The organism is Sporosarcina sp. FSL W7-1349, assembly GCF_038003045.1.
Lineage (GTDB): Bacteria > Bacillota > Bacilli > Bacillales_A > Planococcaceae > Sporosarcina.
The window spans coordinates 1,885,199-1,906,028 of the sequence record NZ_JBBOOK010000001.1; the positions used below are offsets into that span (position 1 = coordinate 1,885,199).

General features: G+C 49.6%; 21 protein-coding genes. 7 read left to right on the top strand and 14 right to left on the bottom strand.

Going from position 1 to position 20,830, the window contains the following annotated elements:
• Positions 1-227 precede the first annotated feature (227 nt).
• The 5 genes from MKY41_RS09355 to MKY41_RS09375 all read right to left on the bottom strand — a co-directional run bounded on the left by MKY41_RS09355 (position 228) and on the right by MKY41_RS09375 (position 5,957).
• Entirely contained in the window at positions 228-2,156 is a 1,929-nt protein-coding gene (locus tag MKY41_RS09355; RefSeq protein ID WP_340744751.1) for an ABC transporter permease, read from the bottom strand.
• Positions 2,128-2,910 carry an ABC transporter ATP-binding protein gene (locus MKY41_RS09360; protein ID WP_041073456.1) on the bottom strand — a complete coding sequence of 261 codons (783 nt, stop codon included), beginning with the start codon at positions 2,908-2,910 and terminating at the stop codon, positions 2,128-2,130. The genes MKY41_RS09355 and MKY41_RS09360 overlap by 29 nt, the downstream gene beginning before the upstream one ends.
• Complete coding sequence (locus tag MKY41_RS09365) at positions 2,861-3,913, bottom strand: sensor histidine kinase (RefSeq protein WP_340744752.1); 1,053 nt, start codon at positions 3,911-3,913, stop codon at positions 2,861-2,863. The genes MKY41_RS09360 and MKY41_RS09365 overlap by 50 nt, the downstream gene beginning before the upstream one ends.
• Positions 3,910-4,614: a response regulator transcription factor gene (locus tag MKY41_RS09370; RefSeq protein ID WP_340744753.1), complete on the bottom strand. Its 705-nt coding sequence runs from the start codon at positions 4,612-4,614 to the stop codon at positions 3,910-3,912. The genes MKY41_RS09365 and MKY41_RS09370 overlap by 4 nt, the downstream gene beginning before the upstream one ends.
• Before the next feature lie 350 nt (positions 4,615-4,964).
• On the bottom strand, positions 4,965-5,957 hold the full coding sequence (locus MKY41_RS09375; protein ID WP_340745673.1) for a lipoate--protein ligase: 993 nt from the start codon (positions 5,955-5,957) through the stop codon (positions 4,965-4,967).
• A gap of 175 nt (positions 5,958-6,132) precedes the next feature.
• On the opposite strand from MKY41_RS09375, the gene yhfH (MKY41_RS09380) reads away from it, so the two are divergent.
• Both yhfH (MKY41_RS09380) and yhfH (MKY41_RS09385) read left to right on the top strand, forming a co-directional pair.
• Positions 6,133-6,258, top strand: coding sequence for a protein YhfH (gene yhfH / locus MKY41_RS09380; protein WP_070098198.1), 126 nt, complete (start codon positions 6,133-6,135; stop codon positions 6,256-6,258).
• Positions 6,259-6,328: 70 nt separating this feature from the next.
• Positions 6,329-6,454 (top strand): protein YhfH, encoded by a 126-nt coding sequence (gene yhfH / locus MKY41_RS09385; protein ID WP_084212418.1) that lies wholly within the window; start codon positions 6,329-6,331, stop codon positions 6,452-6,454.
• Positions 6,455-6,496: 42 nt separating this feature from the next.
• On the opposite strand, the gene MKY41_RS09390 is transcribed toward yhfH (MKY41_RS09385), so the two are convergent.
• The 4 genes from MKY41_RS09390 to hemE form a co-directional block, all read right to left on the bottom strand.
• Positions 6,497-7,357 carry a glycerophosphodiester phosphodiesterase gene (locus MKY41_RS09390; protein WP_340744754.1) on the bottom strand — a complete coding sequence of 287 codons (861 nt, stop codon included), beginning with the start codon at positions 7,355-7,357 and terminating at the stop codon, positions 6,497-6,499.
• 365 nt (positions 7,358-7,722) lie between these two features.
• Complete coding sequence (gene hemY, locus MKY41_RS09395) at positions 7,723-9,141, bottom strand: protoporphyrinogen oxidase (RefSeq protein ID WP_340744755.1); 1,419 nt, start codon at positions 9,139-9,141, stop codon at positions 7,723-7,725.
• 23 nt (positions 9,142-9,164) lie between these two features.
• Positions 9,165-10,097 carry a ferrochelatase gene (gene hemH / locus MKY41_RS09400; protein WP_340744756.1) on the bottom strand — a complete coding sequence of 311 codons (933 nt, stop codon included), beginning with the start codon at positions 10,095-10,097 and terminating at the stop codon, positions 9,165-9,167.
• 27 nt (positions 10,098-10,124) lie between these two features.
• A complete protein-coding gene (gene hemE / locus MKY41_RS09405; RefSeq protein ID WP_340744757.1) occupies positions 10,125-11,165 on the bottom strand; it encodes a uroporphyrinogen decarboxylase in 1,041 nt (346 codons plus the stop codon).
• 214 nt (positions 11,166-11,379) lie between these two features.
• Here hemE and MKY41_RS09410 point away from each other — a divergent pair, with 214 nt between their 5' ends.
• The 3 genes from MKY41_RS09410 (at position 11,380) to MKY41_RS09420 (ending at position 13,835) form a co-directional block, all read left to right on the top strand.
• Positions 11,380-11,895 (top strand): antibiotic biosynthesis monooxygenase family protein, encoded by a 516-nt coding sequence (locus MKY41_RS09410; RefSeq protein WP_340744758.1) that lies wholly within the window; start codon positions 11,380-11,382, stop codon positions 11,893-11,895.
• 93 nt (positions 11,896-11,988) lie between these two features.
• Positions 11,989-13,155 carry a M20 family metallopeptidase gene (locus MKY41_RS09415; RefSeq protein ID WP_340744759.1) on the top strand — a complete coding sequence of 389 codons (1,167 nt, stop codon included), beginning with the start codon at positions 11,989-11,991 and terminating at the stop codon, positions 13,153-13,155.
• Between the two features lie 167 nt (positions 13,156-13,322).
• Positions 13,323-13,835 (top strand): competence protein ComK, encoded by a 513-nt coding sequence (locus tag MKY41_RS09420; RefSeq protein WP_340745674.1) that lies wholly within the window; start codon positions 13,323-13,325, stop codon positions 13,833-13,835.
• A 1-nt stretch (position 13,836) separates the two neighbouring features.
• Here the strand turns inward: MKY41_RS09420 and MKY41_RS09425 are convergent, their stop codons facing one another.
• The 4 genes from MKY41_RS09425 to MKY41_RS09440 all read right to left on the bottom strand — a co-directional run bounded on the left by MKY41_RS09425 (position 13,837) and on the right by MKY41_RS09440 (position 17,215).
• Positions 13,837-14,196 (bottom strand): hypothetical protein, encoded by a 360-nt coding sequence (locus tag MKY41_RS09425; protein WP_340744760.1) that lies wholly within the window; start codon positions 14,194-14,196, stop codon positions 13,837-13,839.
• Positions 14,197-14,591: 395 nt separating this feature from the next.
• Positions 14,592-15,164: a DUF3225 domain-containing protein gene (locus MKY41_RS09430; RefSeq protein WP_340744761.1), complete on the bottom strand. Its 573-nt coding sequence runs from the start codon at positions 15,162-15,164 to the stop codon at positions 14,592-14,594.
• 200 nt (positions 15,165-15,364) lie between these two features.
• Positions 15,365-16,039, bottom strand: a complete 675-nt coding sequence (locus MKY41_RS09435) for a response regulator transcription factor (RefSeq protein WP_340744762.1) — start codon at positions 16,037-16,039, stop codon at positions 15,365-15,367.
• An 18-nt stretch (positions 16,040-16,057) separates the two neighbouring features.
• Positions 16,058-17,215 (bottom strand): sensor histidine kinase, encoded by a 1,158-nt coding sequence (locus MKY41_RS09440; RefSeq protein ID WP_340744763.1) that lies wholly within the window; start codon positions 17,213-17,215, stop codon positions 16,058-16,060.
• Between the two features lie 376 nt (positions 17,216-17,591).
• On the opposite strand from MKY41_RS09440, the gene MKY41_RS09445 reads away from it, so the two are divergent.
• On the top strand, positions 17,592-18,224 hold the full coding sequence (locus MKY41_RS09445) for a YigZ family protein (RefSeq protein WP_340744764.1): 633 nt from the start codon (positions 17,592-17,594) through the stop codon (positions 18,222-18,224).
• A gap of 165 nt (positions 18,225-18,389) precedes the next feature.
• Positions 18,390-19,439 carry an LCP family protein gene (locus tag MKY41_RS09450; protein ID WP_340744765.1) on the top strand — a complete coding sequence of 350 codons (1,050 nt, stop codon included), beginning with the start codon at positions 18,390-18,392 and terminating at the stop codon, positions 19,437-19,439.
• Between the two features lie 323 nt (positions 19,440-19,762).
• On the opposite strand, the gene MKY41_RS09455 is transcribed toward MKY41_RS09450, so the two are convergent.
• Positions 19,763-20,806 carry a glycosyltransferase family 4 protein gene (locus MKY41_RS09455; RefSeq protein ID WP_340744766.1) on the bottom strand — a complete coding sequence of 348 codons (1,044 nt, stop codon included), beginning with the start codon at positions 20,804-20,806 and terminating at the stop codon, positions 19,763-19,765.
• Positions 20,807-20,830 lie beyond the last annotated feature (24 nt).

The following is a 20,830-nucleotide window of genomic DNA, read 5'->3' on the forward strand; positions in this document are numbered from 1 at the left end:
AGCTACTCGGGAGGTATCAGTGTTTCACTCAAGTTATCAGCACTCCACCCAAGTTATCAGCAATCCGCTCAAGTTATCAGCACTCCGCCCAAGTTATCAGCAATCCACTCAAGTTATCAGCAATCCACTCAAGTTATCAGCACTCCGACCCAGTTATCAGCAACCCCACCCCATTCTCCCCCGCCTACCCCGCCCCGGCATCCGGAGCAGGCCCACCTGCTCTTCATTCAACCCGCCGCTTTAATATGAACCAAATAGCGCCAGCGGATCAGGTAGAAATAGAGCACTTGCATAACGGCGAAGCCGGCGAGGACGATGGTGAGTTCCTTGACGATCGAGATTTCGGCAAGGGCGTCCCAGATCACTTGCAAGGACAGGAACGCGAAGGAGCTGTGGGCGAATGCCACGCCCCACGGGAAGAAGAATTGTGGGATGAGCTGCCGGTTGACGACTTTCTTCACTTCCCGGTCGGTGATGCCCATTCGGCGGAGGACGTCGAACTGTTTCCGGTCGCGATCGAGCGATGTATAGAGCCGGAAATAGATGAAACTCCCAGCTGCCAGGAAAAATACCGCTGCGAGCAGCAGCCCGATGAACAGCAATAACGAGAAGGTCGTCCGGATGACCGAGTAATTCAAACCCGGATTTTCAAAGGAATACAACAATTGGTCGCTCGTCCCGGATAGGAAAGAGTCCGTCGCCCTCGCCTCGATGAGCAGCCCGACGTTTTTCGTCTCCTGCCATTCCGGCACATTGAACGCATAATAGGTAAACGCCTTCAATTCCTTTGCCGGCCCACTATCCGCCACGATATTATAATCCACATCGTTCAAAATGATGGCATTCATACCCATCGAATATGCGGAAAACAAATGATGCGGATAGGCTCCTGCGATTTCCACCCGGACCCCGCTCTCTTCCAAAACCGTCTGGACCCGCCGATCTGCCAACTGCTCGTATGAAGAGATCGACGGCGGCAAAAAGAGCGCCTCTCCTTTTTCCAAGTCCATCGCTTCATAGTCGAATGATCCGGCAAGCAAATCGATATCCGATTGTTTTAGAATTCTAACCGAGTTATTGGTGAAGGAAGACTTCTGCTCCAGCACATCGAATTTGACGAGCGAATACTCGATCTCCTCCTCGTGCAACTCCCTGACGAGCCGCTTCATATGCTCACCTTCGAGTTCATTCCCGATTTCACTCTTATAAACCAAGCCGAGCGGGTGCATTTCCCGGTACTGCGAGGCGAATGAAGTGAGGGAGGCCAAAATCCCGACCGACATGAATGCGATGGTCGACACGATAGAGACAATAAAAAACATCCGGGCATTTTCCCGTAGCCGTACGACGCCTTCCGAAATGGAGAGCAACCAGAAATGATGCCAATAGAGACGCTTCCGTCTTCGGATTTTATGGAGCACCATCGGCAAGGAATCGGTGAAAAACAAATACGTCCCGATCGTTGCTAGCGGCGGCAATAAAAAAAGGAGCCCGATGACGATCGAATGCGATGTCAATGCAGCCATCGTATAGGACAACACCAGCAGCAAAATACCGATGTATGCCCGAGCGGGGCTGTAACCATCCGCTTCCCCTGTTTCATGTTGGAGAAGATCTGCCACTTGTCCGGTCCGAATGAAAATCGGCGCAACCCACGAAATGATTACGAACAAACTTAGGAAAACCCCGACCGTCAATGCAAACGGCTTCCACGAAAGGTACAGAGGCAACGCTGGCAGCATGACAATGTTTTTCACAATCATGAAGAAGAACTTGGAAAACATATAGCCTAGGAACGTCCCCGCCAAGATAGATCCTGTCCCGATGATCATCGTTTCGATGAAAATGAGACGGTGCAATTGCTTTTTCGCCATTCCCAAATGGAGCAAAATGCCGAATTCCTTCGTACGCGCCTGCAAAAAGGCCCGCATCGAATAAAACAAGAAAAACAACGTGAAAATATAGAGGATGATTTGAGCGGTGATCATCCCCGATTTGGCAATCTCCTGAACAAACCGGTTTTCGATGGACGGGTGGAACAGCAACATCGAATAGAGGAAAAAGACCATGACCGAAAAGACGCTCGCCATAAAAAATGCTGCGTAGATCCGGCTGTTCCGGACGACGTTACGGTAAGCGAACTGACGAAAGATCATGGACATCCCCCCCGAGAAGAGACAGCACATTTAAAATGCGTTGGAAAAACGTCCGTCTCCGCTCATCTTTATAGATTTCATTGAAAAATTCGCCGTCTTTGATGAACAATACACGGTCGCAATAACTTGCGGCAATGGGATCATGTGTCACCATGATGACCGTCGTTTTTTCAGACTCGTTGATGCCTCCCAACAGTTCGAGAACATCCTTTGCCGATTTTGAATCCAGATTACCTGTCGGTTCATCCGCCAAAATGATTTTCGGCTTATGGATCAACGCCCGACCAATCGCCGTCCGTTGTGCCTGTCCCCCCGATAATTCATCCGGGCGCCGATTCAGAATGGCTGTCAGATCCAGGCGTTTCGCTAACTCCTCGACCCGACCTTCCATCTCTTGCAGCGACAAGCCGTCCAATGTGAGCGGCAGCACGAGGTTCTCTTCCACCGTCAGCATATGGAGCAGGTTGATATCCTGGAAAACGAACCCGAGATTGCGTCGCCTGAACAGGGCGAGTTCATTCGACCCTAACGTTTCTGGCTCGATGCCGTCGATCACTACCCGGCCGTATGTTGGCACGTCGATTGTCGAAATGAGGTTCAGCAGCGTCGTCTTGCCGCTCCCCGAAGGACCCATCACGGCGACGAACTCCCCTTCTTCCACTTCAAAGTCCAAGCGGTTCAACGCCCGGTGCATCACTTTGCTTTCATAGATCTTCGTCACTTCCGTCAAGTCGACGATTGGTCTTCGCTCCATCAACCGCTCCACCTCCTCCGTTTTCGAACACAATCGACACCGTCGTTCCAATTCCAAGTTCCGACTCCATCGTCAACAGATGTCCCAACCGCTCACATACTTCCGACGCGATATAGAGGCCCATTCCTGTTGATTCTCCGGTTAACCGGCCGTTTTCTCCAGTGAAAAAAGCTTTCGTCACCCGTTTTAGATCGGATGCCGGAATCCCGACCCCTTCATCCCGGATGGAAAGTTTCACGCCCGCTTCCACTTTTTCTGCCGTCAGGAAGACTCGTTTCCCTTTATCAAACGTATATTTGACCGCATTCGTGATGAACTGCCCAATGACAATTTTCATCCATTTCGCGTCGGTCGCCACGACAAAATCCGAACCGATTAAAATGACTGGAAACACCCCGTTGGCAATGAACAGCCGTTTATGTTCCGTAACGAGTTCTTGAACGAGGTTCAACAGAGGGACCTGCTCGATCCGCATATCTTCTTCAAACGTCTCCAAGCGTGCATTGACGAGCACCGACTCCAGGCCCCGACGAATTTTATCCACTTCCTCGTTGATGCTGGCCCGATCCAGTTCGCCTTCTTCCTGTAACAACAGGCCGATGACGGAGATCGGTGTCTTCATCTGATGCACCCACTGGTTCATAAAATGCAGCTGTCGGTGCTGCGACGCGTACAGCGCCTGGACCTCCGCCTGATACAGCTTGTACAATTGACGGGTGAATTCCGTTGTCTGCCGATGTTCCGGCGTCTGGACATGCCGGATCAGCGCATCCTCCATCTTCACCGGCTTACGCGTAATCGCCGCATAGAACGACCGCCGCATGATCAGCTTGCCGGCCAAATAGCTCGCCGTCAGCAAGATGCTGATGCTGATGGAGTAAATGGCTGTGTTATAGTTCCGAAATCCGTCAAGCCAATACAGCAGCAAGATGAACAGGACGAGGACCATTTGAAAAATGAGGAATGATACATGGTCCCGCAAGAAAAGAGTGATCTTTTTCATGCTTCCTCCGGCGCGAGCAGGAACCGATAGCCCGCGCCCCGCACCGTTTCGATCGAGGAGCGGATGCCGTAATCGGCCAGTTTTTTCCGCACCCGCGTCATATTGACATTCAATGTGTTTTCATCGACAAAGGTCTGGTCGTCCCAAAGTTCCTCCAGCAACGTTTCGCGGGACACCACTTTCGGCGACGCCTCCAACAGCAAGTTCAGCACGATGCACTCCTTCTTTTGAAGCGGCACGACTTGGTCGCGGAGATGCAATTCCATCCGCTCGATATATAAAGTCAACAAGCCCAGTTTCACAGTCCGTTCGCTTTGATTCGGCGCGTATTCCCCGAACGAACGGCGCAAATGGCTTCTTATCTTGGCAAGGACGATTTCGTAATGGAAAGGTTTCGTAATGAAGTCATCGCCGCCATTCTCCAATGCAAATACCTGATCCATATCTCCCGACCGCGCGGAAATGAACAGGATCGGACACGTCGTATGCTGGCGCAACTGACGGCACCAATAATACCCGTCGTACGACGGCAAATTGATATCCAACAAAATCAAATGCGGATCAAATGCCAAGCACTCCTCCGTCACCCGGTCGAAATCCTCGATCACCGCAACGTCATATTGATATTTCCGCAACGTATCCGCCAACAACTGCGCAATTTTTCGATCATCTTCCACAATGAAAATCCGCTGATTCTCCATCTTCCAAATCCCCTTTCACTCTCCCTCTAGTATAACGTATATCGCGGGGCGGGTTGTATTGGGAGATGGGGGTGGGTGGGAATTGGAGTGGGACAGGGGCGGAAGAACATGGGTATGGGCGGAGAGACACGAATTTTGAGCGCGGGGCCATGAGGTATGGGCGCAGGAACAAGACTTATGAGCACGGAATTACGGGTGATGAGCGCGGGAACAGGACTTATGAGCATGAAAATACGAGGTATGAGCGGAGGAACAGGACTTATGAGCACCGTACAACGAGCGAGCCACCCGCAACCGCCATCTCGCCCAATTCAAAACGCCCGACAATCGTCGGGCGCTTCCAAATCCTATCAATAAATCAATTGCAAAAACTCTTCCTTCGTAATGCCACCCAAATACATCGGGATATCGACATGATTCAGCGCTTCGCTAATCGCTTTGCGGTCGTATTGGACGCCCTTCAGACTATCCTCGATCACCGCGACTTCGCCGACGCCGAAAAAGTCTCCGTAAATATGAGCATCTTCGATCAGACCTTTATTCACTTGCAGGCGGATATCCAGGCTGCCGACCGGGAATCGATGGGAGTGCTGCATATTGAACTTCGGCGACTTGCCATAGTTCCAATCCCAATTCGCATAGCGTTCCGCGGAAAGTTCGCGGATGTTCGCCCAATCCTCTTCGGTCAATTCCGCATATTGGATGTTTTTCTCTCCGTCGAAAATCGACTTCAGGACTTCCAGCCGGAACTGCTCAATCGTCATTGGCTCCGGCAAGAATTCGGAAATGTTCGCAACCCGGCTGCGGATCGACTTGATGCCCTTCGATTCGATTTTATCCTTTCGCACCCGTAGCGCTTTAACAACACGATCCATTTCTGTATCAAACAACAATGTTCCGTGGCTGAACATTCTTCCGTTCGTTGCAAATTGGGCATTTCCTGAAATCTTCCGGCCGTCAATTAAAATATCATTGCGTCCTTCCAACTTCGCCTCCACGCCCAACTCAGCCAACGCTTTGACGACAGGCTCCGTGAACTTCTTGAAATTCCGGAATGAATCCCCGTCATCTTTTGTGATGAAACTGAAATTCAAATTGCCAAGGTCATGATACACTGCTCCCCCGCCGGACAGACGGCGCACGACATGGATTCCGTTCGCATCTACATATTCTGTGTCGATCTCTTCCACAGTGTTCTGGTTTCTCCCGATGATGATCGACGGTTCATTAATATAGAACAGCAGGAACGCATCCTTCTCGACGTCCATCGTTTTCAACACATATTCTTCGATCGCCAGGTTGATGCGCGGATCGGTAATTCCTTTATTATCAACGAAATACAAGATCATCGCTCCTTCTATCGGTGATGCTTCCATTTTACCATTCCGGCCTGAAAAGCACCTCTTTCAAAACTTTTCAGAAATAATTAAAAAAACCGTTGACATTCTACTCGCTGTTATAATACACTACTAATAACAACGATAGTTATACAACAAACCACGAGAGGAGATGAGAGCTATGCTTGAAAACGTCATCGAATTTTTCAAGAACCTACCCGCAAAAGTCTGCACATCTTGTGGTGAGGAAATCGAGGAACAACATGAGTGCTACGGAAATCAATGCGATTCTTGCAACATTCTCTAACTTACAACTATGCCAGTGAAACGACTGTACCCATACACGGAAATTTGAAATGAAAAGGGAGCGACTTGTTATGATCACAAATATCATCGAATTCTTTAAAAACCTGCCAACGAAAATCTGCGTATCATGCGGAGAAGAAATCGAAGAGCAGCACGAGTGCTACGGCAACAAATGCGACGCTTGCAATATCCTATAAGATTAATAAACAGCTACAGGACATCCGCCTGTAGCTGTTTTTTCATTTTCCACTATTCTTTAATAAATCCGGATGATCGGTATGGATGCCATTGACTCCCATCGACTTCATCTTCAACGCGGCTTCCTCATCATTGACGGTATAGGCATACACAGCGAGGTCCTGCCTGTGCATTTCATTGACAAACGAAGGGGACAACGCTTCATAGCTGATTCCGACGCCCGCTGCGTACTTGCGCAAGTCCTTCACCTCTTTGTCGGACAGCTTCGCCTCTTCGTCCTCGTCAAAGGAAATCAACTGCAACAACGGGATTGCGGGTTCCAGTTCATGCACCCGCTTCAGCCCCTTTTCGCTGAACGAATGGACAACCGCCTTCGGATGTCCCGACTCATCAAACCCGATCAGTTCGTACTGTTTCAATAAAGCCACGAGCTTCTCCTCGATTCCCGGGTACTGTCCCGGATCTTTGAGCTCCACGACATAATTCATCTGATCGCCAAATTGGTCGAACACTTCCTTCAATGTCGGCACCGCGAACGCATCTTCCGGACCGCTTACCGCGATTTTGTCATGCCGCGCATCCGCCGATAACTGTTTCAATTCTGCCAAAGTGAAACCGGCAATCTCCCCGTTCGCCTCCGTCGTTTCCGACACGTCGTCATCGTGCATGACGACCATTTCCCCATCTTTCGTTAGATGGATATCCAACTCAATATAAGGCGCGTCCAGCTTCTCCGCTAAGGAAAAAGCCTCCAATGTGTTTTCCGGCAAATACGCAGACGCTCCCCGATGTGCAATAACAAGAAATTCATCATCGGGCATCGGGCCGGACACCTTGTGCAGACCGCAGCCTCCGAGAAGGAGGATTAGTAGAATCATTCGATTAAAAACTCTATTTCTCATCTCCCCACCTCTTTCTATTCATTCATTTTCCCATCCCGAATAAAAAGAAACGTGCGAGAGGGAGTCCAAATGAGAAGAACATAACCGCACACTCGTACTCAGCAGGTGTTTTCTTGCACTGGGCTACGGTTTTCTTGCATTCATTACGCTCTTCCTTGCGCTTATCCTGTAGAGCCTTGCTGGAAGCCGGTTTGCACGCCTGCCAACCAGCTTGCCTGCATTCAACCCGCTGTTGCTTACACCAGCACCCGGTTTCCTTGCACTCACCACGCTGTTGCTTGTCGCCCGTCCCTAACCAACAGCACTCAGGGTTCCGGCAAGTTAAAATCTATAAAAAAAAGCCCGCCACATGGGCAGGCTGAGGTTCATTCAAACAACTCTTGTAGCACTTCTTCGACCGCTGCTCGTCCTTGGTCGATGCAGTCAGGCAAGCCGACTCCGTCGTATGAGGCGCCGGCGAGTTTCACTTGCGGGAAGAGGGCATGCAATTCCGCGCGGGAAGCTTCGATCAGTTGCTTATGGCCGACCCGGTATTGCGGTCGGTCCTCCTTCCAACGCGTAACGACCGAGAAATCCGGCTCCCCTTGGATGTTAATGATCTTCGAGAGATCAGCGAGGACGATTTTTTCGATCTCAGCATCGGGCAAGTCGACGATTGCTTCGTCCCCAGCACGTCCGACGAAGGCCCGTAGCAGCACTTTCCCTTTCGGCGTCGTTGTCGGCCACTTGCGATGCACCCACGTGCACGCCGTGATGGAGTAATCGCTGCTCCGGGACACGAGGAATCCCGTCCCCTCTTTATCCTGAACGATGCTCTCTTCCGGGAATGCGAGCGCGATTGTGGCAACTGATGTGGTCGGGATGTTCCGCAGATTCTGCAAGATGCCATACGGGGCGAATAAACGACCCGCCATCTCGTGTCCTGTCGTCAGGATGACAGAATCGGCTTCAATTTCCCTTCCACCATTTAGTTGGAGCACGGTTTTCCCGTCCCTCGACTCGATTCCCTCGACTTGGACGCCTTTCAGGACGGAATTCGGGTCCAGTTGCGCTTCCGCCGCTTCCACCAATGTTTCCAAACCGTTCCGGAACGTATGAAACGCGCCTTCCCTTTTGTTGCTATGGCTGTTTTTCTGCGGAAGCTGTTTCGGAGTCGTTTTCTTCATTCCTAAAATGAGACTCCGGTGTTTCTTTTCCACTTGGTAAAACTGCGGGAAGGTCGATTCCAGACTCATCGTATCGATATTCCCCGCGTAGACACCCGACAGCAGCGGCTCGATCAGGTTATCGACAACCTCTCCGCCAAACCGCCGGCGGAAGAATTGGCCGAGGGACTGATCGCCTTCCACGCCCGATCGGGGAAGTAGAAAGTCTCCCGCCGCCCGCATCTTGCCGGACCAAGTGAATAGCCCCGTCTTCAAGAACGGGCCGATTTCGGTCGGGATCCCCATGACCGACCCGCCCGGAATCGGATGTAATTTGTTATGGACGAGGACATAGGCCTGCCCCGTTGCGTTCCGGACGAGTTCCCCTTCGATCCCGAGGTCCTTCGCCAGGACATCCACGCTTTTTTTCCGGATGAGGAATGAATCCGGCCCGCGTTCGATGACAAAACCGTCACGCCGTATCGTCTGGATCTTGCCGCCTAGCCGATTGGACGCTTCAATGAGGATCACATCAAGCGCAAGCCCTTTTTCACGCGCCTCTTTCTGCATATAGAACGCCGCGGAGAGCCCGGTGATCCCCCCGCCGACAATGACGACTTTCTTGTTTTGTCCGCCCATGTCCTTTCGCTTCCTTTCCTCTTTTACGCTTCGTTCAGTTTCTCAAAAACCGCATCCGCCATCGCTTCGATGAAAAGCGGATCGGTATTCGGCATAGCCGGGCGGAAATACGCCGCCCCGATGTCATCACATACAACCTTGCACTCATAATCGTTATCATATAGCACTTCTAAATGGTCGGACACGAATCCAACTGGTGTATAAACGAATGCTTGATATCCTTTGTCTTCATGCAGCTGACGTGTCAAATCCTGGACATCCGGTCCGAGCCAGGGCTCAGGCGTCTGCCCTTCACTTTGCCAACCGACTTCATAATTCTCCACACCCGCTGCCGCGGCAATCAAATCAGCCGTTTCTTTCAATTGATCGGCATACGGATCGCCCGCCGCGAGAATCTTCTCCGGCAAAGAGTGCGCCGAAACAATCAGACAAGCGGATCCTCGCTCTGTGTCGCTCATCTTCTCAAACGTCGTGCGCACTTGATCGCCCCAATATTGAATGAACTTCGGCTGCTTGTACCAGCTCTCAACAGACGTAATCCGGATCCCATACTTCTCGGCTTCCTCTTGCGCCCGTCCATTGTACGACTTTACAGAGAACGTGGAAAAATGAGGCGCCAAGACGATGGAAACCGCCTCCTGGATACCGTCTTCCTTCATCTTCTCAACCGCATCCTCAATGAACGGCGTAATATGCTTCAAGCCGACATACACTTTGAATTCAATGTCATCCTGCACTTCATTCAACCGATCAGCCAATGCGTTCGCCTGGTTCTCGGTGATTTTGGCAAGCGGTGAAATCCCGCCGATCGCCGCATAGCGGTTCCGAAGATCCTCTAGTTGTTCGGGTGCCGGTGGACGTCCCCGTCGAATATGCGTGTAATACGGTTCAATGTCCTCTTCCTTATAGGGCGTGCCATAAGCCATCACCAAAAGGCCCATCGTCTTTTTCGTCATCTTCGTTTCACCTCATTCAATTTCGTGTTATCCTCTCAGTTTTGCACTATACTCGTGAATAAATTCCGTCAACTTCTTCAACGTGGCCGGCTGTACTTCCGGAAACACCCCGTGCCCAAGATTGAAGATATGGTTGCCATGTTCCACACCTTGTTCGATAATCACTTTTGCTCGTTCCTCGATGATACTCCAATCCGCCAACAGAAGTGCCGGATCAAGATTCCCTTGGAGCGGTTTCGTCAATCCACGTTCGCCTGCTTCCTTGATGGACAGTCTCCAATCTAGGCCGACGACGTCAACCGGCAGATCATGCCACTCGTTCGCCAAATGGCTTGCTCCAACGCCGAACGTAATGAGAGGAATGTTCAATTTGCGGAGTTCTGTGAAGATGCGCGTCATGACTGGTTTGATGAATATCCGGTAATCCGCCACATTCAGCGCGCCGACCCACGAGTCGAAGATCTGGACTGCCTTCGCTCCCGCAGCCACTTGAGCCTGAATGTATGTGATGGTCATATCGCCCAACTTGTCCATGAGCGCAAACCAGGCTTCCGGTTCGGAAACCATGAAGGCTTTTGTTAAATGATACCCTTTTGAAGGTCCTCCTTCGATCATATAGCTCGCCAATGTGAACGGAGCACCCGCGAATCCGATGAGGGGAACGTTTAATTGTTCCTGTGTCAACATTTTGATCGTCTCAAAGACGTAGGGAATATCGTCTTCCGGGGATAATTCGCCTAGATTTTGGACGTCTTGAACGGTACGGACTGGATTGCTGATGACCGGACCGACACCGGCCTTGATTTTGACATCGATGCCGATGCCCGGAAGCGGAGTGACAATATCTTTATAAAGTATGGCCGCATCCACGCCATATTGATCCACCGGGAGTTTTGTCACATAAGCGCATAATTCCGGTTGATGGGTAATCTCTTCGAGAGAGTATTTTTCTTTAATTTTACGGTATTCCGGTTGTGAACGACCGGCTTGCCGCATATACCATACAGGAGTATGATTGATTTTCTCGCCACGGGCGGCACGTAGAAGTGTATCGTTGAATGGAGTCATTTGATGGATTCCTACTTTCATTGTTTTATCACTACCCGTTACTACATATCCGTTCTCAATATAGACGTTCCCCTTTGGAAAGTATAGTATGAAACTCTGATTGTCATAAAATTGTACGTCCTTTTCCACTTTGTAGTCATGGATTCGTCAAGGTTTGTTTTAACCGGCCCTTTCAGGGAAAATATAAGTCATATAAGAAGAGGAGGGATGGGGATTGAATATTTATATGACGTCCGGCACACCCGAGTTCATGGAAAAGCTCCGTGAAAAGCATGCGAAGGAAAGAATGTTCGTCATGCACGGACAAGGTAACACCATTTTACTGCATGAAACAGAAGGGAAATCGGTATTTCAGACACCCCGGCGTTTCGAAGTGATCGGGGCATCGGGTGAGTTGAAAGAGAACGGCTATTTCGCCCTTAATAATATTAATGTAATGGATGAAGGCCGACCCGTATTTGAACATCATTATAAAACGCAACAAAATGCGGTGGACGGGGAACCGGGTTTTCTCGCGTTCCGCTTGCTGCGTCCGCTCGATTCGGATACGTACGTCCTTTTAACCGAATGGTCGGAAGCAAGATTCTATGACCTTTGGAAAGAGTCGAAAGCGTACGAGCGGATCCATGAAATCGACCGCGCCCGGGTTGGAACGGACCGTCCGCATATTTTCACGAGTGCGCCATACACCGCCACCTATACGGCAAAAATGAAAGACGAGGAAGCGTGACCTGATAAGGGTTGCGCTTTTTCATTCCATTGCTGAGCCTTGACCGGGTTGCTATACTAAGGCAAAGAACGATTTTTTTGAGGGGGTCATCGTATGAGAGAGAAACTGTTTGAACAGCTGGACCGGGCATATGACGACATGGTCGCAATACGCCGCTACTTACATATGCATCCCGAACTATCATTCAAAGAAGAGAAAACGGCCCGTTACATCCATGACTTCTATGCCGACCTAGGAGTGGAAGTGAAGACAGGCGTCGGCGGCAATGGTGTTGTCGCACGTGTGAAAGGCGGCAAGCCTGGCAAAGTCGTCGCTTTGCGTGCCGATTTTGATGCGCTGCCGATCCAGGATGAAAAGGATGTCTCCTACAAATCGACCGTTCCCGGTGTTATGCATGCGTGCGGTCACGATGGGCATACAGCCGCTTTGCTCCAGCTGGCAAAAGCGATCCATGTCATGCGAGAGTGCCTGGCCGGGGAGTATGTGTTCATTCACCAACATGCCGAAGAATATGCCCCAGGAGGCGCGAAGTCGATGATTGAAGCGGGCTGCCTCGATGGCGTCGATGTCATTTTCGGCACCCATCTCTGGTCATTGATTCCCCTGGGCACGGTGGAATACGTGATTGGACCGGCAATGGCGGCGGCAGATCGTTTCGAAATCACCGTCCAAGGCGCGGGCGGCCATGGAGCGGCACCTCACCAGACAAAAGACGCCATCGTCATCGGCTCCCAGCTCGTCATGAATTTACAGCAGATCGTGTCCCGCCGTATCAATCCGATTGAATCCGCTGTCGTGTCCGTCGGGTCCTTCGTTGCGGACAATGCCTTTAACATCATTGCAGATTCTGCTTCCATCCGCGGTACGGTGCGGACGTTCACTCCCGCCATCCGTGACCAGGTGGAAGAGGAGATCCAGCGAATCGTAGCCGGGACGGCCGTGCTGAACGATTGCACGATCACTTGCGATTACTTCCGCGGCTACCCGCCGGTCGTCAATCATAAAGCCGAGACGGAATTCCTAAAAACGGTCGCAGAAACCGTCCCCGGCGTGGAACATGTCGTAAAAACTTCTCCTTTCATGGCAGGAGAAGACTTTGCATACTATCTTGAAAAAGTACCCGGCACGTTCTTTTTCACTGGCGCCCAGCCAGCTGACGTATATCCTCACCATCATCCGAGATTCGACATCGATGAAAATGCCATGTTGCTAGCTGCTAAGACACTTGGCGCAGCGGCGATCGAATACCAGAACCGTTGAGAACCGCCTTCCCTCATTTCCGAATGAGTGGAAGGTTTTTTTTCATTCAATCATAAGTCATTTTAACTAAACGGAAAACTAGTTCTTATTATATACATATTCATTGATTTTATAATTTTCTGATTTATAATGGAATTTAATGACTAAAAAGGGAGTGTGGCTAGTTGATGTTTGAGAAACAGAGCGCGAATTACGTCGTTTCTTTTGACACCTTCGTGTTGCAACCCGTCAAAGACGGAAAAAAAGTGGGGACCCGCATCATTGAACGGTATCGGGAAACGATTGTCCCGCGAAAACCGATTCACGTTGTAAGGAGTTCCTGCGATTATTACGGCGGTTCCTTGCAAAGTTCGACCAGTACCGCAAAACTGAAGCTGGGCAGACATCATAAGACACCGATCATCATAGCGCATGATTACGGCAGACCTTACATCTTCCTGCCTACATTATCGCCACAAGCCGACCAGAATGTGTGGATTTCATACCATGCAATCGACTATTTCGAAGCCGAAAAAACGGGAACGAAAGTGCATCTGGAGAACGGAAAATTCGTCAAAGTGGATATCTCCGCCAACACGATGTACCGCCAGTACACATTTGCCGGGTTCCTGGAAAAGGATTTCCTGAAAAGGCAAAAGCAATTGAGCCGGTCCTCATTGTCCTACCTTACCGATGGCTGATTTAGATGCCTGCCTTGACGAAAAAGCTATCCAAAAGCTCTTCCGTCCGATTGCGCAGCCGGACATTCAAATAACGCCGGCTATCCTCATAACCGCCATGGATGAATACATACTCCGTGAACGTATCATCCGTCTTGTTCCGAATGACCTTCATGTCGTGACGGCGCAAATAAGCTGTAGTCTCTTTCAGCTCGGCGCGGACCAGCTTCATCGCCTCATCCACCCGTTTCACATATGGGCCTTTCAATTTGAAGGGCCCTTTTTCAAACGCCTGCCGATCACGCTCCAAAATGATCAACACCATTGGCAAGTAAATCATATTTTCGAAATATGGCAATGCCTCCGCGGGAATTAAAGGCATCCCCCTCCCTCCTTCCCTTCCACCGGAACATTTGTTCTCATTTATTATATGCCCTCTTCCGCCGAAAATCAACCACATTCACCAGGGATTATTTTCAATATTTATGTATGGGATGGAAGTGTGTAGGAAAATGGCAGGATTTTTATTTAGGGAGGCTGGCGGGGTGGACTTATGGGCGAGGAACCAGGGAGTATAGGCGCGGAGACTGACCTTATGAGCGTGGATTCGGAGAGTATGAGCGCTGAGCTGGAGTTATGGGCGCGGGGACCGAACTTATGAGCAAGGAACCGGGAAGTATGAGCGCCCACCATTATCCGTCATCACCTAAGCAGAATTTTGTTTAAGCCTCTCCATGAAAAAACTTCCAACCACACAGGTTGGAAGTTCAGTTTCACTTATTCTTTGTCTTCATCGCCGACATAATAGACACCAGCGACTTTCCAGGCATCGCCTTCTTTCTTGAAGACAGTCACCTGACGTCCGGTCGGTTTCGTTTCGAGACCGGTAGCCTGTTGCTTATAAATGGTCTGGATTTTCGAGAACACTTGGGCTTCTGTTTCGCTATATTTTACAATCGTGACATCCGATGCTTCCCGGGTTAGATCGTACTCGTCGAACAGCGTCTCGGTCACTTGGCGTTCCTCCACCAGATCATATTTCTCCTCGGATAACGTTGCCAGATATCCGTCAATGTCCCGGTCGTTCAAAGTCTTGATATACACATCGAACACTTCGAGGATCCGCTCTTTATCCTCTGGCGGAATGCCCGTCGCTTCCTCTATCGATTCACCGGACAAACTGAATCCTACTTTCTGGTCATCGACGCCATGATCGACGGTCCCTTGCGTATTCATCGACTGTTCGCCGTCGTTGACCGACCCTTTCCCTTCCTGAGGGTCCTCCTTTTTGCCGCAAGCCCCCAACACGAGAAGCAATACCAACATGAGTAATCCTAAATTCCGTTTCATTATATTTTCCTCCTACGCGCATAAAAGGGCCTGTCCTACAGCGGAAGGCCCCCTTTTATTTATCTTTATTCATCCACCTCGATAAGTGGTGAGATGAATGTGGATTTATTTCCCTGTCCAGCGGGTATCCGAACGCCTGCATCACACAGGCCTCAAGCTCGATTCAAAATCTGGACGCAACTACGCCAAGGCGTAATTGATTATTTCACTTCAACCCAACCATTTTTGATCGCTGTGACGACGGCTTGCGTCCGGTCGTTTACCGCCATCTTCTGCAAGATGCTGGAGACGTGGTTTTTGACCGTCTTTTCGGAAATGAACAGCGTTTCGCCAATTGTCCGGTTGCTTTGCCCGTCTGTCAATAACTGGAGCACTTCGCACTCCCGTTTCGTGAGCAGATGGAACGGACGGCGAATATCATTTTGTTGGAATGACCCTTTATGTTCCCGTTCGCTTAATCTCCGGAATTCCGTCACAAGATTATGCGTCACTTTCGGGTGAAGATAGGAACCTCCCGCTGCCACGACCTTGATCGCTTGGACGATTGCGTCGGCGTCCATTTCTTTTAGCATATAGCCGAGCGCCCCTGTTTTCAGTGCGTGAGACACATAGGATTCGTCGTCATGGATAGAAAGCATGATCACTTTTGCGTCAGGAAATTCTTTCATCAAATTCTCGGTCGCATCTACCCCGTTCATACGTGGCATATTGATATCCATCAGAACGACATCCGGAAGATATTGTCGATAGAGTTCTACCACTTCACTTCCATCGTCCCCCTCGGCTACCACATTGAACGAGTCTTCGAAATCCAGGATGCGTTTCACTCCTTCCCTGAATAACTGATGGTCGTCTACAATTAAGATCTTTGTCATAATTCTTTCCTCCAATGCCTAGTAGTCAATCATGTCCATTCGTAGCGGAATGCGGAAAAGGATGGTCGTCCCCGTGCCCGGATTGGAAATGACATTCATTTCCCCCTTCAACAGGTCAATCCGCTCCCTCATCCCAATCAAGCCAAAAGACTTATCTTTCACTTCTTTCTGGTCGAACCCTTTTCCATTATCTTTGATGATGATATTCATTATATCGTGAATCCACTCCGCTTTCACCCATATGTCCGTGCAATTTGCATGTTTTAATGCATTTGAAACAGACTCTTGGACAAGCCGAAAAACGGAAACCTCGAAATTCGAGTTGAATCGACGTTCCTGCCCCGTGCTTCGAAAGTGGATCGTCACACCCTTTTGATATTCTTCCACCGTGGTCAAATATTTTTTCAACGTGGGAATCAATCCCAAGTCGTCCAATGCCATCGGCCGAAGATCATAGATGATACGCCGGACTTCATACAACGCGCTTCTCACCATCTCCTTGAGATCGGCGAGTTCGGCCAATGCTTTGTCTGGCCCTTTTTCCGTATATGTTTTTTCAATCAACCCCGACCGGATCAAGACATTGGCCAACATTTGAGCGGGGCCATCGTGGATGTCCCGGGACAGCCGTTTCCGCTCCTCCTCTTGCGCTTGGATGATGCGTATGCCAAATTCCGATTTATGGCGTGCCGATTCGAGGGCTTCTCCCACATTTTTCAGATCGGTCGTCAAATAATTGACGACTGTTGTCACCTGGCTGACAAGTTGATCGGCCCGCTCGATCGTCTCCATCAACCCGGCCAGTCTCCGATCCAATTCATCGCGCCGATGACGCAACTGCTTTTCTTCCATCTTATTGATCGAGAGGCGGACGAGCAAATCATTGGCAACTTCGTATGCTTGCCTCACTTCTTCTTCGGAATAATTCATGAAACTTTTCGATACATCGGCAAGTCTCCTCCGAGAGTGGCGTGTCATATCTTCCAGATAATCGCCTTCTGTTATTACCCGGGAAATATCCTCTTTCACCATTTTCAGCTCACTTTGCATCTCTTCAAAGCTTTGCCGGCTCTGTTCACTTATAATGAATATATCATTTTTGGATTGATCCATTGTGCGAACCATGTTGTTGAAAATGGTGTCCAATGTCTGGATATCAAATGTAGTTTCCTTCAATTCGCTTCCTCCGCTTCTAGCCGAACCATCGCATTAGATGAGCAGTATCGCAAGAATGATGAACTTCCTGACACACATCACTCATTATATCATTATAGTCCCATTTGCATGTTAAAATTGTATTACAGATTTGTTGAATTAGGAAAGACCTGTTTACAAGCGCTCGGAAAACGAATCACGGACTCCTCCGCGAACAGGAACATACGATCGTGAATCAGTTCGCATTTTCCCTTAGGAACGGCTACAATAACCTTATAAGACCGATGCCTATACAACACTAGACCGGAGGATGGAAGAAGGACTTTCCTCTTGCTTCAGGAAGGAATAGATCGTCCCGGTCTAGGTCGAAATTCAAGAAATTTTGGAGGTATTACCAATGCGAGGAGATTATTACACCATAAAAGGGTATGGGGAAAGTGAATTGATTATTCAGAAGTCCAGATTCCTTACCTATATTAAACGGGCGGAGACGGAAGAGGAAGCCCTTGAATTTATCCAAGAAATCAAAAAGCAACACCATGCCGCCACCCATAATTGCTCAGCCTACCTGATTGGCGAACATGACCAGATCCAGAAGGCGAACGACGATGGAGAACCTTCCGGAACGGCGGGAGTCCCAATGCTCGAGGTGCTGAAAAAGCAAGGGCTAAAAGACACTGTTGTCGTTGTGACACGCTATTTCGGAGGCATTAAACTAGGGGGAGGCGGACTAATCCGCGCTTATGGACGGGCCACATCCATTGGGATTGACGCGGCCGGTGTCGTCCACCGCAGACTGCATGAGCTCATGAAAGTGACGATCGATTACACCTGGCTCGGCAAAGTGGAGAATGAAGCCCGGCAATCCCCCTATCCTTTGAAGGAAATTTCTTACGCGGATGGAGTGGACCTCTTCCTCTATGTTCCGGTAGCCGAAGTCGAGAAGTTCACCGACTGGATGACGGAAATGACAAATGGGCAGGCCGGTATTTTGTCGGTTTCTAGCGAATTTCTTGAGACCGATAGCTGAAAGGGTATACGTTTGGCGGATAAAATAGTATAATGGGAAAGATTGTAGTTTACTAAGCAAGCGAAACGTCGCCATGCCTGTATTGGAAGCGTGCCGACATTTTACCCCTTATATGATAGGATTCCGGGCTTATTGCCCTGCGGAGTCCACTCCGGAGGAACGCAAATGAAAAGAAGAGATTTTAAAAAACGACAGAAAAAATCGTCCAAAAAGCGCCTATTTCTCAAGGTCGGGCTACTTCTCACCCTTTCAGCTTTTTTCGTTGTAGCGGCATTCGCTGCCTCCTTGCAGCAGAAGGCGGCGGACGCGGTGGATCGTGCATATGAGGCGGTTCCGGACCGGCCGAAACCGGAAGCTCGGGAAGTCGCAGTGGAACCTGCGCATGACAATGTATCGATCCTGTTGATCGGCGTCGATGACAGTGACATACGGTCACAAGGAGACAGCAGCCGATCCGATGCCCTGCTCGTTGCGACATTGAACCCAACCGAGAAATCCGTAAAGTTGCTCAGCATTCCGCGTGATGCCTATGTCTATATTCCGGAAATCAGGAAGCAGGATAAAATTACGCATGCCCATGCGTACGGCGGTACGAAAGCGGCAATTGACACCGTCGAGGAAATGCTGGATATCCCAATCGACTACTACGTGAAAATGAACTTCAACGCGTTTATCGAAGTGGTGGACGCACTGGGCGGCATCGAAGTCGAGGTCCCTTACGACCGCCTGGAGAAGGATGAAAACGACAAAAATGCCATCCAACTTGTCAAAGGGGTCCATCGCCTGGACGGACGCCATGCGCTTGCCCTCGCGAGAACGCGTAAGCAAGATAGTGACTTGATGAGAGGAGAGCGGCAACAAATGATCATCCAAGCGATGATCAAAGAAGCCACTTCCGTCAAATCAATTACGAAATACGGCGATGTCATCGATGCGCTCGGCGACAACATGAAGACCGACATGACGTTCAAAGAAATGATGTCTTTCCTGGAATATGCGAAAGGCGGCATGCCTGACGTCCAAAATGTCAACATCGAAGGATACGACGATTGGACACCATACGGCTATTACTTCAAACTCGATGAAAAAAGCTTGGAGGACGTAAAATTCCAATTGAAATCGCATCTTGAGTTGGATTCCGACACCTCTCAATTGACAGATAACGGTACCACTGTCACCGAATCCGCCAATCGTGCACCTGAAAACGAATATTGAAAAACCGGAGGCCTTCACGGGCGCTCCGGTTTTTTAATGGTTTTATTCAACTGAGCGTATATTCATAACCCCAAATTCAACTCGACCGCAACGGATATGAGAAACAACAATACTATTAACAAAAGGAGGATGACTTTTTTCTCCCCCTCCTCTCTTTCCACTTTCCTCCAATAAGAGCCAACTAATAACACCGCAGTACTGATCTTAACATACGGAAATTCCTCTAAAAGCGTATCCCCTTACAATTGGATGTCCTTCTCTTAATGGAGGCTACAAAAAAATCCGGCTCCCCCTTTTCTCAGGAGAGCCGGATTTTATCTTTATTATTTTCCAATCATCCGAACGAGGTTCAAGAGCGGGCGATAATTCGAGCCAGCCAATCCTATGATTTCGACAAAGAGTTCGATGATGATCAGCATGACGAGGATGAGCAGGATCGCGCCCCACACCGTCGCTTGCGAGAATAGGATTCCCGTTACACCGAAGAGGATAGCTAGTCCATAAATAATCAATACCGTCTGGCGGTGGGAGAACCCGATGCGCAGCAGACAATGATGCAAATGCGATTTATCTGGAGCCGTAATCGCCTGCTTCATGCGAACCCGGCGGACGATAGCGAAGAATGTGTCCGAAATGGGAACGCCTAGCATGATAATCGGAATGACGAGCGATACGACCGCGATGTTTTTGAATCCGAGAAGAGCGAGTACCGAGATCATGTAGCCTAGGAACAAGGAACCCGTATCTCCCATAAAAATCTTGGCCGGGTGGAAGTTGTAAAACAAAAACCCAAGAGAACTTGCCGCCAGTATGGAGGCAGTGGCGATAACGAAAGCATCCGCCATGAGCACCGCCATCACTGTCATCGAAATGAGTGCGATCGTGGAAACGCCCGCAGCCAATCCATCCAGCCCATCAATCAGGTTAATGGCATTGGTGATTCCAATGATCCAAATGATCGTAATTGGGATACTCAAATACCCAAAGTCCAGTGGCCCGATGAACGGTAGATTAATGAACTCGATCTGCAATCCGCCCCACGTCACCACGACGATGGCAGCAGCCAATTGACCAGCCATTTTTGCTTTCGCCGTAATTTCCAGCATATCATCCAGAAAACCGGTGACAATGATGATCAAGGCACCAATGAGGATGCCGACTGCATGCTCGTCATCCGGACGTAAAATGAAATAACCGATCATGAATGCGCCAAATATCGCCAAACCGCCGATACGCGGCATGATGGAAGCATGCACTTTTCGATAATTCGGCCGGTCGACCGCTCCGATTTTAAATGCGAATTTAATGACGAGTGGAGTAAGTATGATGGACGCTATGAAAGCAGCGGCCAATGCAACAAATAACATGTCCTTCCTCCCTGAATAAACGAT